Source organism: Berryella intestinalis, from assembly GCF_000814825.1.
GTDB classification, from domain to species: domain Bacteria; phylum Actinomycetota; class Coriobacteriia; order Coriobacteriales; family Eggerthellaceae; genus Berryella; species Berryella intestinalis.
In genome coordinates this window covers 324,196-338,563 of the sequence record NZ_CP009302.1, presented here as the reverse complement: position 1 = coordinate 338,563, position 14,368 = coordinate 324,196, and the positions used below count along the sequence as shown (strand labels likewise).

Annotated in this window: 10 protein-coding genes; 5 read left to right on the top strand and 5 right to left on the bottom strand. The window is 66.0% G+C overall.

The features are described 5' to 3' along the window. Positions 1 to 415: 415 nt before the first annotated feature. The 4 genes from JI75_RS01425 to JI75_RS01410 are packed head-to-tail and all read left to right on the top strand — an operon-like array spanning position 416 to position 5,387. Positions 416 to 1,642 carry a glycosyltransferase family 4 protein gene (locus JI75_RS01425; protein WP_039688177.1) on the top strand — a complete coding sequence of 409 codons (1,227 nt, stop codon included), beginning with the start codon at positions 416 to 418 and terminating at the stop codon, positions 1,640 to 1,642. Positions 1,643 to 1,646: 4 nt separating this feature from the next. Continuing rightward, positions 1,647 to 3,353, top strand: coding sequence for an ABC transporter permease (locus JI75_RS01420; protein WP_052241498.1), 1,707 nt, complete (start codon positions 1,647 to 1,649; stop codon positions 3,351 to 3,353). Next, positions 3,346 to 4,287, top strand: a complete 942-nt coding sequence (locus tag JI75_RS01415; RefSeq protein WP_039688175.1) for an ABC transporter ATP-binding protein — start codon at positions 3,346 to 3,348, stop codon at positions 4,285 to 4,287. The genes JI75_RS01420 and JI75_RS01415 overlap by 8 nt, the downstream gene beginning before the upstream one ends. Before the next feature lie 5 nt (positions 4,288 to 4,292). After that, positions 4,293 to 5,387, top strand: coding sequence for an extracellular solute-binding protein (locus JI75_RS01410; protein WP_039690284.1), 1,095 nt, complete (start codon positions 4,293 to 4,295; stop codon positions 5,385 to 5,387). Positions 5,388 to 5,451: 64 nt separating this feature from the next. Here the strand turns inward: JI75_RS01410 and JI75_RS09125 are convergent, their stop codons facing one another. The 3 genes from JI75_RS09125 to dnaE are packed head-to-tail and all read right to left on the bottom strand — an operon-like array spanning position 5,452 to position 9,918. Further along, positions 5,452 to 5,601, bottom strand: a complete 150-nt coding sequence (locus JI75_RS09125; protein WP_158407604.1) for a hypothetical protein — start codon at positions 5,599 to 5,601, stop codon at positions 5,452 to 5,454. Continuing rightward, entirely contained in the window at positions 5,601 to 6,431 is an 831-nt protein-coding gene (truA, locus tag JI75_RS01405) for a tRNA pseudouridine(38-40) synthase TruA (RefSeq protein WP_082019694.1), read from the bottom strand. Before truA ends, JI75_RS09125 begins: the two co-directional genes overlap by 1 nt. Before the next feature lie 7 nt (positions 6,432 to 6,438). After that, the gene (gene dnaE, locus JI75_RS01400) at positions 6,439 to 9,918 is read right to left on the bottom strand and encodes a DNA polymerase III subunit alpha (protein ID WP_039688173.1); all 3,480 of its coding nucleotides are present in this window, start codon (positions 9,916 to 9,918) and stop codon (positions 6,439 to 6,441) included. 366 nt (positions 9,919 to 10,284) lie between these two features. On the opposite strand from dnaE, the gene JI75_RS01395 reads away from it, so the two are divergent. Then, on the top strand, positions 10,285 to 12,414 hold the full coding sequence (locus JI75_RS01395) for a KUP/HAK/KT family potassium transporter (protein WP_082019693.1): 2,130 nt from the start codon (positions 10,285 to 10,287) through the stop codon (positions 12,412 to 12,414). On the opposite strand, the gene JI75_RS01390 is transcribed toward JI75_RS01395, so the two are convergent. After that, complete coding sequence (locus tag JI75_RS01390) at positions 12,411 to 13,205, bottom strand: acyl-CoA dehydratase activase (RefSeq protein WP_240993192.1); 795 nt, start codon at positions 13,203 to 13,205, stop codon at positions 12,411 to 12,413. The genes JI75_RS01395 and JI75_RS01390 overlap by 4 nt on opposite strands. Beyond that, positions 13,177 to 14,322, bottom strand: a complete 1,146-nt coding sequence (locus JI75_RS01385; protein WP_039688169.1) for an aminotransferase class V-fold PLP-dependent enzyme — start codon at positions 14,320 to 14,322, stop codon at positions 13,177 to 13,179. Before JI75_RS01385 ends, JI75_RS01390 begins: the two co-directional genes overlap by 29 nt. Between the last annotated feature and the right edge of the window lie 46 nt (positions 14,323 to 14,368).

Sequence of the window (14,368 nt, the reverse complement as noted above, 5' to 3'; positions counted from 1 at the left end):
TGCACGCCGTCCTTTCTGGAGTGTTACCTTTCTTAATTTCGTATCACTTTAGCACAGGGGGATCGACGCGGCGCGGCGTTTTCCCCATGGGGAGCAAAACACGTCGGCGTGCGGCCCGATGCGGTCCGGCGGGCCATCGCGGAGTTGACCGTCCGTTTACATGGCAGGCGCCCGATGCGCTACAATGCAGATGCACGGGCGCTCGCCTTTCTGCTTCGGACGCCCGCCTTTCTGCGACATACCTTCTGCGAAACGCGTCGTCCGAGGAGTCGGGGCTGCGTCGCCCTTCCCATGCCGATCGACCGGAAGCGCCCGTTCGAGCCGAACCCGAAGCCCGGCGCGAACGGGGTGAATATCATGGCGCACTCCCCGATGCCGCCCTCGCGCGGCCGTCCGAAGCGAAACGAGGAACCCCTTGAAGATTCTCAACGTCATAGCCCAGAAACCCGACTTTACCGGAAGCGGCATATTCCTCGCCCATACCGTCGAGCAGGAGCTTGCGCTGGGTCACGATACCGCCGTGATCTGCGGTATCGAAGACGGGGAGGCAATCGAGACCCTGCCGGGGCAAACCGCGGTCGTCCCCGTGCGGTTCGGCACCGCCGAGCTGCCGTTCAACGTGTGCGGCATGTCGGATTCCATGCCCTACCCCTCCACCCGCTACCGCGACCTCGCGCCCGATGCGGTCGCCGCGTTCGAGTCGGCGTTTTCCCGCGCGCTATCGGGCGTGCTGGACTCCTTCGATCCCGACATCGTCGTCTGCCACCACCTGTACCTGCTGACCGGCATCGTGCGCGAAACCGTGGCGGATCGGCCCGTCGTGGCGTTTTGCCACTCCACCGACCTGCGCCAGATGGAACAGCACGGCCTCGAGCGCGACCGCATCGTCCGGGCCGTGCGCTCCCTCGACCGCATCTTCGCCCTCCATGCGCAGCAGCAATCCGAGATCGAGCGGATCTACGGCGTCGATCCCGAGCGGATCATCCAGACCGGCCCGGGATTCGATCGGGAAACCTTCAACCTCGGTGGAAAGCCCGTCGAGCGCGCGAGGGGATCACTGGTGTTCGTGGGCAAGGTATCCCGCGCGAAGGGAGCGCAGGCGCTGGTCGAGGCTTTGAACCTCGTCTCGGCCGAGCAGGTGCCCGCCGGGTTCTCGCTCGACCTCGTGGGAGGCCACGGAAGCGACGCGCAGGAGTTCCAGGCCATCTGCGATCGGGCGCGGGACTGCGCATGGCCCGTGACGCTGACCGGGCGCATACCCCTCGACGAGCTGGTGGAAAAGTACCGCTCGCGCGAGGTCTTCGTGCTGCCCTCGTTCTTCGACGGGCTGCCGTTATCGGCTATCGAGGCCTTGGCCTGCGGCTGCAAGGTGGTTCTCTCCGACCTGCCCGGCCTGCGGCCCTGGTTCGAGAAAAACCTCCCCGACGCCCCCATCGTATGGGTGGCGCCCCCGCGGATGAAGGCCGTAGACGAGCCTTTCGAAGAAGACCTGCCCGCGTTCGAGCGGCGCCTGGCCGATGCGATCATCGCATGCCTCGCGATGCCCCATAGGCCCGCGCGCGTCGACTCCCTTTCCTGGGAGGGGCTGACGAGGCGGTTCGTCGAAGAGTCGGCCGCCCTCGTTGCCGGAGGCGGAAACTAGCCTCATGGCACGCATCGCCCGAACAGCGCGCGAAGGACTCGGTGCTTCCCGCCCGAAGCGCCCGCCGCTTGCCGCATCGCCCCTCGCGTTCGCGTCCCTCGTCGCGGTCCTCACATCGATCGCCCTGTTCATAGCCTATCCGCTCGCGCGGCTGACGCAGCGCGGCTTCGTCGACGACCAGGGTGCGCCGGGCCTCGCCCTCGGCGTGCTTGCCGGCAACCTCGACCTCATCGCGAACAGCGCCTTCGTCGGGGCCCTGGTGGCGGTGGCGTCGACAGCGCTGGCGCTTGCCGTCGCCCTTGCCATCGCGTACGGGAACAGGCTGTTCTCGCGGGCGCTTCTGGGCATCTCCATGCTCTCGCTGATCTCCCCGCCCTTCGTCGCGTCGCTTGCCTACCTCGAGCTATTCGGGAAAAGCGGGCTTGTCACCTACGGCCTGCTGGGGCTGCGCATCGACCCGTACGGATGGGTCGGCGTCGTGCTCATGCAGACGCTGTTCTTCACCGCCATCAACGTGCTGCTGCTGGTAAGCGTCCTGCGCCGCCTCGACCGCCGCATGTTCGAGGCGGCCCGCGACCTGGGATCGACGAGCTCGACCGTGCTGCGGCGCATCGTCTTGCCCCTCCTGCGCCCCTCGATCCTGGTCTGCATGCTGCTCACCTTCGTGAGGTCGATCTCCGACTACGGAACGCCCGTGGTGATCGGCGGCAGCTTCGAAACCGTCGCCACCGAGATATACATGCAGATCATCGGCTACTCCGACCTGCAGGCCGCCGCAGCGCTCAACATCCTTCTGGCCGCCGTGGCGATCGTGGTGTTCGCCGCCTACGGGCGCCTCTCCAAGTCCTCCGACGGGTTGGTTTCGGGCAGCATGGACCTTTCCGCCGGAGTGGGGGACCGAACACGACCCGAAAGCCCGCTTCAGCTGAAAGGCGTCATCGGATGCGCGGCGGGCATCGTCGCGGGGCTGTTCCTCGCCTTCATGATCGCGCTCTACGCGACCATCGTGCGCGCGGCCTTCACCGCCGGAATCGGATGGAACGCGTCGTTCACCCTCTCCCACATAACCCACCTCGCCGACTACGACCTGGCCCCTCTGGGACGGAGCCTCGTCTTCGCGCTCATCGCGGCGCTGGCCGGCACCGTTATCGGAGCCCTGGTCGCCTACTTCGCCGACCGGCGCGCGATAACCTTCGGGAAGGGGCTGAAGTTCCTGGTCACCATGCCCTACATGCTGCCGGGAACCTGCCTGGGGCTCGGATACATCCTCGCGTTCAACGCCCCTCCCCTGAAGCTCACCGCAACGGCCGCCATCATCGTGCTGGTGCTGACCTTCAAGCAGCTCGCCATATCGACCAACGCCTTCTCGACGACGATGGCCCAGATCAGCCCCGAACTCGATATGGCCGCGCGCGACCTGGGCGCATCCGAGGCCCGCACGTTTGTCCAGGTGCTGCTGCCGAACCTGCGCACCGCGGCCGCCGTGGGCTTCGTCGACGCGTTCTCGTCGGCCATGTGCGCCTACGGCGCCGTGATCTTCCTCGTCTCCCCCAGCCACAAGGTGGCGATCTTCGAGCTGTTCGATGCGCTTGCCGGCGGCAAGTACGGGGAAGCGGCCGCCATATCGCTGGCCATTATCGCCCTCACCGTATTCGTCAACGTCGCGTTCGCGGCGCTCATGCTTTCAAGGAGGCGCACGAACCGTGCTTGAGATCTCTTCGCTGGTGAAAACGTTCGGGTCCCGCCGCGTCATCGACGACCTCTCGCTTTTCGTGGGGGAAGGCGAGCTGGTGTGCCTGCTCGGTTCGTCCGGATGCGGCAAGACCACGACCCTGAGGGCCATCGGCGGCTACCTGCTGCCCGACTCCGGATCGATCCGCGTCGAGGGGGCCGAGATCTCGTCTTTGCCGCCCGAGAAGCGCCCCGTATCGACGGTGTTCCAATCCTACGCCCTGTTCCCCCACATGACCGTCGAGGAGAACGTGGCGTACGGCCTGAAGGTGCGAAGGGAGCCCAGAAGCGAGGTGCGCCGCCGCACGGGCGAGATGCTCGAGCGCGTGGGCCTGTCCGAATGCGCCCGCGCGCGCATCGGCGAGATATCCGGAGGCCAGCAGCAGCGCGTCGCGCTGGCGCGCTCGCTGGTTCTAAGCCCCAAGGTGCTGCTTTTGGACGAACCCCTCTCGAACCTCGACGCGAACCTGCGCGTCCGGATGCGCGAGCAGATCAAGGACATCCAGCGCGGCTTCGGCGTCACCATGCTGTTCGTCACCCACGACCAGCAAGAGGCGCTCACGCTGGGCGACCGCATCGCCATCATACGCGACGGGCGCCTGTGCCAGGTGGGGCGGCCCGAGGATGTCTACGACCATCCGGCCGACCGGTTCTGCGCGAATTTCCTCGGACGGGTGAACACCCTCCGAACCGACCGGGGCGCGGTGTGCTTCCGCCCCGAAGACGCCGCCGTGCGCGACGGGGGCCGCTTCACGGGGTCGGTGACGCGCAGCGTGTTCCTCGGCTCCCACCGGGAGCTGCATATCCAGGTTGGGGGAGACGAAGTCGTCGTCTACGGCAGCGGGGAACGCAACCCCGCTGCCGGCGATGCGGTCTCTTTCGATATAGAGAAAACGTTGGAATGGAAGAAGTGATCAACATGGGAGAAACGAACGTATCGCGCCGCAGCTTCGTCATAGGGATGGCGGCCGCCGTGCCGGCCCTCGCCCTGGCCGGCTGCAGCTCCGACAAGAAGGAGGCGACCGAAGCCGCCTCCGAGAAGTCAACCGCGCTGAAGTCGACCTCGGGCAAGTCGATGAAGGTCATCTGCACAAGCGAGGCCTACTCGAAGCTGTTCGACAAATTCTCCGCCGAAACCGGAGCTCAGGCCGTCGAATATATCTCGATGTCGTCCGGCGAAGCGCTCTCGCGCCTGCGCGCCGAAGGCGGGACCCCGGCAGCCGACCTGTGGTTCGGGGGCGGCATCGACTCGTTCATGTCCGCCGCTTCCGACGGCCTGCTCGAAAAGGTCGAGTTCGACCGCGCGAGCGAGTTCGCGGCAGGGTTCAAAAGCGAGGAGAACCTGTGGTTCTCGAAGGGCTCGACCGTCGTCGGGTTCCTGGTGAACGAGGCCATGCTCTCCCAGATGGGCGCGAAGAAACCGCTCGCCTGGGCCGATCTGGTCGATCCTTCGTACCGCGACAACATCCTCATGTCCTCGCCGGCGGTTTCGGGCACGAACTACGCTGTGGTGAACGCGATCCTGCAGACCCTCGGGGACGAGAAGGGCTGGGCGTACTTCGCGAGCCTCAACGAGAACATCCCCTACTACACCCGCCGCGGCAGCGATCCTTCGACCCGCGTCGCCGCCGGCGAAGCGGCCATCGGCATCACCTACCTCGACCGCACCCTCGACGAGATCCTGCAGAACAAGGACCTGTCGCTGGTCTACCCCACTGACGGCATCCCCTACATCCCCGACGGGGTGGCCGCGTTCAAGGGCGGCGAGGACGTGGAGGACGCCAAGCTGTTCATCGAATGGCTGTTCTCCAGCGACGATAACCTGAAGTCCCTCACCGAGATCGACAAGAAGAGCACCGTCCTCATGAGCCTGCCCACCGTCAAGGGCATCGAGCTGGACTTCGACACCTCGCTGCTGATGGACGAGGATCTGGAGCTGTTCGGCTCGCAGCGCAAGAGCGTCCTGGCCAAATGGGAAGAGGTCACCTCGGGAAAGACCGTGCTGGAGAAGTAGCGCGCCGAGAAAGCCGCGGACCCGCAGACCCCGAGCGAGCCGCCCGCGTATCGGATGCGGGCCCCTACGCGAGCCTGCTCGCGCGCACGCAGGTCAGATGGCCTTTCTCGTCCTCGAACACGCACAGGCGCCCATCACGGCTGGCGTAGAGCTGTCGGAAGCGGGCGGCCTCGACGCGTTTCTTGTCGACCCGGGGCCGCTTGCGCCGCGCCATCAGTACCTCACATCCCAGAACACCAGTCCGCGGGCGGGAGCGCATTCGCCGGCGGCCGTGCGGTCGCGGGCTTCGAGGGCCCGCGCGATCCAACCGGGATCCCGCTGGCCCTTCCCCACCATGACGAGCGACCCCACCATCGTGCGCACCATGGAGTGCAGAAACGCGTTTCCCACCACGCGCACGACGGTCACGCGCTCGCCCATCTCGACCTCTTCGAACAGCGAGACTTCGCTCACGTACCGGCAGGTCGGCTTATCGATGGCGGACACCGCCTTGCAGAAGCTCTTGTAGTCGTGCTCGCCGATGAAGCAAGCGGCCGCCTCGCGCATGGCCCCGACATCGAGCGAACCGGACACGAACCAGGAGAAATCCCGCATGAACAGGGGCGGTGCGTCGCCTGTGCAGATGCGGTAACGGTATTCGCGCTCGACGGCGTCGAAGCGGGCGGAGAAACCGGGGGATCGGCGCTGCACCGCGTGCACGACGATGTCGTCGTGGGTGAGGGCGTTGAGCGAGCGGACGGTCCGACGGCCCGCAAGCGCTTGTGCCTCGGCGGCCGTCACGTCCACCGAGACCACCTGGTTGCGCGCGTGGACGCCGGCATCGGTGCGGCCCGCGCACACCACTTCGACCGAGCGGCGCAGCATGAGCGACAGGGCGTGCTCGAGCTCGCCCTGAACCGTCGGCTGGCCGGGCTGCCGCGCGAAACCGCGAAACGCCTGCCCCCGATACCCCAGGGAGATCGAGAACGTCGCCTCGGGGACCCCGCCGCCTCCCTGCGGTTCGGGATCCCCGGCGCCGATACGCCTGTCCGTGAGCTCTTCCATACCCTGCCTACCAGACCACTTGCCCGAACAGCTGCTGAAGCTCGGATTTCAGGAACACGCTGCTCGAATCCACCGTGATGGGCAACTCGGCGCGGAACTTGCGGCCGTCTTCCTGGGCCACGAACAGCACCACGAAGTCGTTGCCCGGATACTGGCTCAAAAGGCGGTTGAGCTGCTGGATCTTGGCCTGATCGAACAGGTGGCACGGCACGCGCAGCTCGAAATGCCCCGCACGCCCGGCCCCCGGTGCAGCCGACTCGTCGCCTTCGCCCAAGTCGAGTTCGTCGATATCGTACGCGATGATCTGGTCGCCCCGATCGCCGTGCTCGAACTTGCCCTTGATCTTGACGATCTTATCCTCCATGAGGGCGTCGGCGTTGTCGTCGTACTTGAAGCAGATGCACTCGACCGAACCCGTCACGTCCTCGAGGTTGAACGTCGCCATGCGCTTGCCCGTCTTGGTGAGCTTCGTCACCACGCCGTTCACCATGCCCGCGAACACGTCGGACTTGATGTCGCCCTTATGGTCGGCCAGATCGCCCAGACGGTGCTTGGTGATCTTCGCCACGGCCCGCTCGTACGGGCGCATGGGGTGGTCGGACACGTAGATGCCCAGGATGCCCTTCTCGTACGCGAGCTTCTGGCGCTTGGGCCACTCGACGCCGTCGGGCTCGGGGGTGTCGTCCTCGAACCCGGATTCGGGGTCGTCCCCGAACATGTCGAACATGCTGACCTGGCCCGCATCGCGGTCTTTCTGGGTTTTGGCGGCGCTGTCCAGCAGGGGCGTTTCGTCCACGAAGTACATCAGCTGCTTGCGCGTGTATCCCGTCGAGTCGAACGCACCGCCCTTGATCAGCGCTTCGAGCGTCTTGCGGTTGTAGCATTTCGCATCGACGCGGCGCACGAAGTCGTGCAGGGAGGTGAACTCGCCTTGCGCCTCGCGTTCGGCGATGATGAGCTCGGCCACGTTGCGCCCCACGCCGCGCACGCCCACCAGCCCGAAGCGGATGCCGTCCTCGACCGGGGTGAACTCGGCGTTGGACGAGTTGATGTCGGGCGGCAGCACGGGCGTGCCGTTGTGGTTGCAGCTGGCGATGTAGTGGATGAGCTTGTCGGTGTTGCCCATGTAGCTGGACAGCACCGCCGCCATGTACTCGTTGGGGTAGTGCGCCTTCATGTAGGCCGTGCGCATGACCAGGATGGCGTAGGCGGCCGAGTGGGACTTGTTGAAGGCGTACTTAGCGAACTTCTCCGCGTCGTCCCAGATCTTCTCGGCGATCTCCAGCGCGTAGCCGCGCTCGATCGCGCCCTGGTTCCAGTCGGCCTGGAGCTGGCGCATGATGTCGAGCTTCTTTTTGCCCATCGCTTTGCGCAGCTTGTCGGCCTTGCCGGCCGAAAAGCCGCTCATCTCCATGGACACCTGCATGATCTGCTCTTGGTAGACCATGGTGCCGTACGTCTCTTCCAGGATGCCGCGCAGCCGGTCGTCGTAGTAGTGCGGAGACACGCGCCCGGACGCGACCTTCACGTAGTCGTCCACCATGCCCGACTCCAGCGGGCCGGGGCGGTTCAGGGCGATGGAGGCTACGACGTCGGAGAAGCGCTTGGGGGGCAGGCGGCTGAACAGGCTGACGTACAGAGCGCCCTCGACCTGGAACAGGCCGTCCATGTTCGCATCCTGCATGATCTTGAAGGCCAGCGGGTCGTCGGTGGGGATCTCCTCGGGCACGACCTCGATGCCGCGCGAGGCCTTCACGTTGCGGCACGCCCGCGACAGAACGCCCAGCGTGCGCAGACCCAGGAAGTCCATCTTCAGAAGCCCCAGGTCGGGCGTGTAATGCCCGTCGTATTGGGTGATGATGCCTCCGCCTTTGGTGTCGCGCTTCATGGGAACGTGGTCGCTCATGGGGTCGCGGCAGATGATGGTGGCGCATGCATGGACGCCCTCGTTGCGCAGGTGCCCCTCGATGCCGAGCGCCGCGTCGATCACGGTGTGCACGTCTTCCTCGGCGGCGTAGGCGGCCTTGAGGTCGGGGTTCTTCTCCAGCGCATCGGCGATGGTGATGCCCAGCTCGTCGCCGATGAGCTTGGTGATGCGGTCGCCCACGCTGTAAGGGTAGTCCAGCACGCGCGCCGCGTCGCGCACGGCGTTTTTGGCCTGGAGCTTACCGAAGGTGATGACGCCCGACACGTGGTCTTCCCCGTACACCTCTTTGATGTGCTCGATCACCTCGCCGCGCCGTTCGTCCTCGAAGTCGACGTCGATATCGGGCATCTCCACGCGCTCGGGCGACAGGAAGCGCTCGAACAGCAGGCCGTTGCTCAAAGGGTCGAGGTCGGTGATCCCCATCGCGTACGCGACGATGGCGCCTGCGGCCGAACCGCGCCCCGGCCCCACGCCGATACCCTGGTTGCGAGCCCATTCGATGTATTCCTGCACGATGAGGAAGTACGCCGGGAAGCCCTGCTGGATGACGATGCCCATCTCGTAGTCGGCGCGTTCCTGCGCCTCGGCGGGGACGGGATCGCCATAACGTTTGACCAGGCCCTCCTGGACGCGCTTGCGGAACCAGCTCTCCTCGGTCTCGCCCTCGGGAAGCGGGAAGCGCGGCAGGATGGAGTCGCGTTCGAGCTCGACGTTGCACTTCTCGGCGATCTCGACCGTGGCGTCGCAGGCCTCGGGGAACTCGGAGAGCGCCTCGCGCATCTCCTCCTCGGTCTTCATGTAGAACTGGTCGTTGGGAAAGCGCATGCGGTCGGTCTCGTTCACCTTGCGGCCCGTGCCGATGCACAGCAAGACGTCGTGGGCCTCGGCGTCCTCGCGCAGAAGGTAGTGGAAATCGTTGGCCGCCACCGTCTTGAACCCGCAGGCCTGGGCGACCCTGTTCAGCTCCCGATTCAGCTGCACCTGCGACATGCCGCTGTCGGTGCGCACCTCGGGGCCCTGGTTCTGCAGCTCGATGTAGAAGTCCCCGGGCGCAAAGCAGCTCGCAAGCTTGTTCGCCCATGCGCAGGCGTCGTCGAACAGCCCCTTGTCCAGATGGCGCGCCACGATGCCCGCGATGCAGGCCGACGTCGCGATGACGCCCTCGCCGTACTTCTGCAGCATGGAAAACGTCGTGCGGGGCTTGTAGTAGAAGTTGTCGACGTGCGACTCGCTGACCAGCTTCAGCAGGTTGTGGTAACCCGTGTTGTTCTTCGCCAGCAAGATGAGGTGGAACAGGCGGGGCTTGCCGTCGCGGCGCAGCTCGTCGTCGTCGGTGAAGTACACCTCGCACCCGTAGATGGGCTTGACCTTCTTGCCCGTCTCCTTCCCGACGGCCGCGCAGGCGTCGCACAGCTCGGGGACGCCCGACATCACGCCGTGATCGGTGATGGCGACGGCGGGCATGTCCAGCTCGGCTGCGCGCTTCACCATGTCCTTGATCTTGGTCATGCCGTCGAGCAGGGAGTACTCGGTATGGTTGTGCAGATGGACGAACGCCATGTACGTGCCTCGAATCCGTGAGCGAGATGCTGTTCAAACACTGAAAAAAGCGCGGCCGGCTTGCTGAAAAGTCGGTACCGCGCCCTGTGGTTCCAGAAACCCAATCATAGCAGGAATCCCGCGCGCGAGGCACCGAACAAACCGTGGAGAATTGCTCGCGCCGCTTTTCCTGCAGACGAAAAACGCCCTCCCTGCAGCTGACAAGCGCCCCCTTTCCACAGGCGCCGGCTCGGCCCGCGCGGCTTCCCGCCGACGTTTCGGCGCGCCCGCCCGCGTCTCGAAAGATTTTACGGATTCCCCCTTTCGCCGCGGAAGCGGTTGGAGTATAACGAGTCGTCATATTTTTTCGGGAGATCGAGACGTTTCATGAACGAGATTGAAACCGATTCGCTGATAGAGGGATCCCCTCGTACCGACAAAATCAAACCCCGCACAACCCCATCCGACACCCCGCACCGCACCGCCGGCAAGGCGCGCACGGCTAGAAGCCGCAAGCCCAGCATCGGGCTGGCCCTCGTTGCCCTGGGCGTCGTGTACGGGGACATCGGGACGAGCCCGCTGTACGTCATGAAGGCCATCGTGAACGGCAACGGCGGGATCGAATCGCTGTCCCAGCAGACCGTGATCGGCGCGCTGTCCCTGATCATCTGGACCGTCACCCTCATCACCACGGTCAAGTACGTCTTGATCGCCCTGAACGCCGACAACAAGGGCGAAGGCGGCATATTCGCCCTGTACAGCCTGGTGAGGAAGCACTACCCGCAACTCGTCGGGCTGGCGATCGTCGGCGGGGCGGCCCTGCTGGCCGACGGCATCCTCACGCCCGCGGTCACCATCACCACCGCCGTGGAGGGCCTGCGCACCGTCGAGCCCATCGCGACGTTCTTCGAAGGCGGGCAGGCGCATGTGGCCATGGTGGCGATCGGGATCATCGCGGTTCTGTTCGGCGTGCAGAAAGCCGGCACCTCCGCCATCGGCAGCGTGTTCGGGATCGTCATGAGCTGCTGGTTCGCCTTCCTGGGCATCGCCGGGGCCATCCAGCTCGCCGGGTGCCCCTCGGTGCTCGCGGCCGTCAACCCCGTCCATGCGATCGCGTTCCTCTTCTCGTCTGACAACCATGCCGGGTTCATGGTCCTGGGCAGCGTCTTTCTCGCCACGACCGGCGCCGAGGCGCTCTACTCCGACATGGGCCATGTGGGCCGGGCGAACATCTACGCATCATGGCCCCTCGTCAAGGCCTGCCTGATCCTGTGCTACCTCGGTCAGGGGGCCTGGCTGGTGTCGAACATCGGCGACCCGCAGATCGCCGCCATCCCGGACATGAACCCCTTCTTCCAGATGCTCGACCCGTCGGTGCGGCCCCTCTCGGTCGGGCTGGCGACGGCCGCCGCCATCATCGCCAGCCAGGCGCTGATCACCGGATCGTTCACCCTCGCCTCCGAAGCCACGCGCCTCGACCTCATGCCGCACCTGCACCTCAAGTACCCCTCCCAGGAAAAGGGCCAGGTGTACATCCCCCGCATCAACCTGATGCTGGCCATCGGCTGCATCGCCGTCGTGCTGTTCTTCAGGTCGTCGAGCGCCATGGAAGCCGCCTACGGGCTGGCGATCACCGTGACCATGCTCATGACCACCGCCCTTATGGGCGTCTATCTGTGGAAGCATCGCGGGCGGCGCCTTCTGTCCGCGGCCTTCGTCGCGACGTTCGCCTCGCTTGAAACGGGATTCTTCCTGTCCAGCCTCTCGAAGTTCCCCCACGGCGGCTACGTCACGGTCCTCATCGCGTCCCTGCTGGCCTACGTGATGGTGGTATGGCAGCGCGGAACGTCCATCGAGCGCAGCCAGGCCGACCTGCTTCCCCTGGCGCGTTACAAAGCCCAGATCGGCAGGCTTTCGCAGGATACCCGCCTGCCCCTGGTCGCCGACAACCTCGTCTACATCTCCAAACCCGGGCGCATGGGCAAGGTCGACCGCGACGTGCTGTACTCCATCCTCGACAACCGGCCCAAGCGGGCGCGGGCCTACTGGCTGGTCGACATCGTGGTAAGCGACGACCCGTTCGAGCGCAGCTACGCCGTGGAGAGCTTCGGAACCGACTACCTGTTCCGCGTGCGCCTCAACCTGGGGTACAAATGCGGGCAGTTCGTCGACGAGTACCTCCACCAGATCATGGGCGACCTGATGGAAACCGGAGAGCTCCCCCTCCAGCAGCGCGCCTACTCGGTGTTTCGCAGGCCCAACCCCACGGGAAGCGTCAGGTTCTGCTTCCTGAGGAAGTACGCGACCCCCAACCGGACCATCAGCAAGCTCGACCGGTTCGTCATCAGCTCGAAATACGCCATCAGGCATGTCTGCGGAACCCCGATGCGCTGGTACGACCTGCAGGGAAGCTCGGTCGACATCGAGTACGTCCCCCTCTTCGGACCCGCGCACCGAGCCGAGAGGCTCTGCCGACGGCGCATCGACCGAAACCCGAAAGCCTCCTGCGGCGCCTAGCTGAGCGCCGCCCCGATCGCGCCGGCGAAGCGCGCCCGGGGCGCGGTGTGCACCGGGGCCCCCAGATGGGCCGACAGGCGCTCGACCACGTAGTCGTTCTCGCACAGGCCTCCGGTCAGGTAGTACTCGCTGCTGCGCAGCTGGCCCACCAGCGAGCTCACGCGCCCCACCACCGACTCGATGATCCCGTTGGCGATGTTTTCCAGCGGCTCTCCCCGACCGATCAGCGACACCACTTCGGAGTCGGCGAACACCGTGCACACGTTGGTGATCGGGGTGGGCTGCCCGGAGCGCGCGAGCTCGGACAGCGTGGGCTGGGACACGCCCATGCGGTCGGCCATGAGCTCGAGGAACTTGCCCGTGCCCGACGCGCACTTGTTGTTCATCACGAACTTCTTCACCTTGCCGTCGGCTATCTGGATGATCTTGGTGTCCTGGCCTCCCACGTCGATGACCGTGCCGTCCCGCTCGAACAGGTAGACCGCACCGCGCGCATGGCAGGTGATCTCGGTGAGGGCGCGCTGGGCGTACGGAACCGAGACGCGCCCGTAACCGGTGGCCACCACGTCGCTTCCCTCCGCCGCGTATCCGCGCGCCTCGAGCTCGCGCAGCACGCGCTCGGACGCGTCGACGCTGCTGAAACCCGTCGGGGTCAGGAACGCCTCGAGCAGTTCGGTGCCGTCCATAACCGCCACCTTCGTTGCGGTCGACCCGATGTCGATGCCGATGGAAGCCGTTCTCAACTGAGGTTCGTCAAGCTTTCTAGACGAGCCCGCGCGCGATCTCTTCAAGCGCCTCTACCCCCTTGTCGATCTCTTCCTCCGTGTTGAAATGCGAGAAGCTGAAACGAACCGCTCCCCGATCGGACGTCCCCAAAGCCTCGTGCATGAGGGGGGCGCAGTGGGCGCCCGCCCGCGTGCAGATGCCGAAATCCGCGTTCAGCCGATCGGCCACGAGGGCCGAGTCGGCCCGACCCACGTTCAATGCAACGATACCGCATCGCGGCGCATCGAGGGGGCCTCCGTAGATGCGGACGCCCTCGATCTGGCGAACGGCCTCCCCGAAACGGCGGGCGAGGCTCTGCACGCGCGCCCCGATGGCGGCGAGGCCCGTCTGCTCGATGTAGGCGACGCCCGCCGCGAGGCCCGCCAGACCATGCGCATTGAGGGTTCCCGCTTCGAGGCGCTCGGGCATGAACGACGGGTGGGAGCGATCGTAGCTGTGCGTGCCCGATCCCCCCACGCGATACGGCGGGATCTCCATCTCCGACGACAGGACGATGCCCCCTGTTCCCTGGGGGCCGAACAGGCTCTTGTGCCCCGTGAACACGACGGCGTCGAAACCGTCTCCCTGCAGGTCGACGGGAAACGCGCCGGCCGTCTGGGCGGCGTCGAGCACGAACAGCGCACCGTGGTCGCGGGCGATGCGCGCCATGCGGCGAACGTCGTACACGTCGCCGGTGACGTTGGATGCATGGGTGGCAACCACCAGGGACGTTTCCGGGCGGAACAGCCGCTCGTACGCTTCGAGGTCGAGCGAGCCGTCGGGCGCGATCGAGGCGATCGACAGCTCGGCGCCCGCGCGGTCGACCTTGCGGTACAGCGGTCTGAGAACCGAGTTGTGCGAGGCGGCCGTCGTGATCGCGTGGGCCCCCGGCGCAAGCAGCCCCTCGATGGCGGCGTTCAGCGCATCGGTGGCGTTGTAGCCGAACGCCACGCGGCCGGCGCCCTGAGCCCCCAGAAGGCGGGCGAGCGCCGCGCGGGCCTCGTACACCGCCAACGACGACGCGATCGAGGCCTCGTGGACGCCGCGCGCCGGACCGCCGAACGATCCGATGCCGCGGACGACCGCCTCGGCCACCGACGGGGGCTTCATCAGCGTGGTCGCCGCGTTGTCGAAATAGATCATCGGCTCGTCCCTTCGTCTTGCGGGCGGCGCTTCATGCGCACGGGCC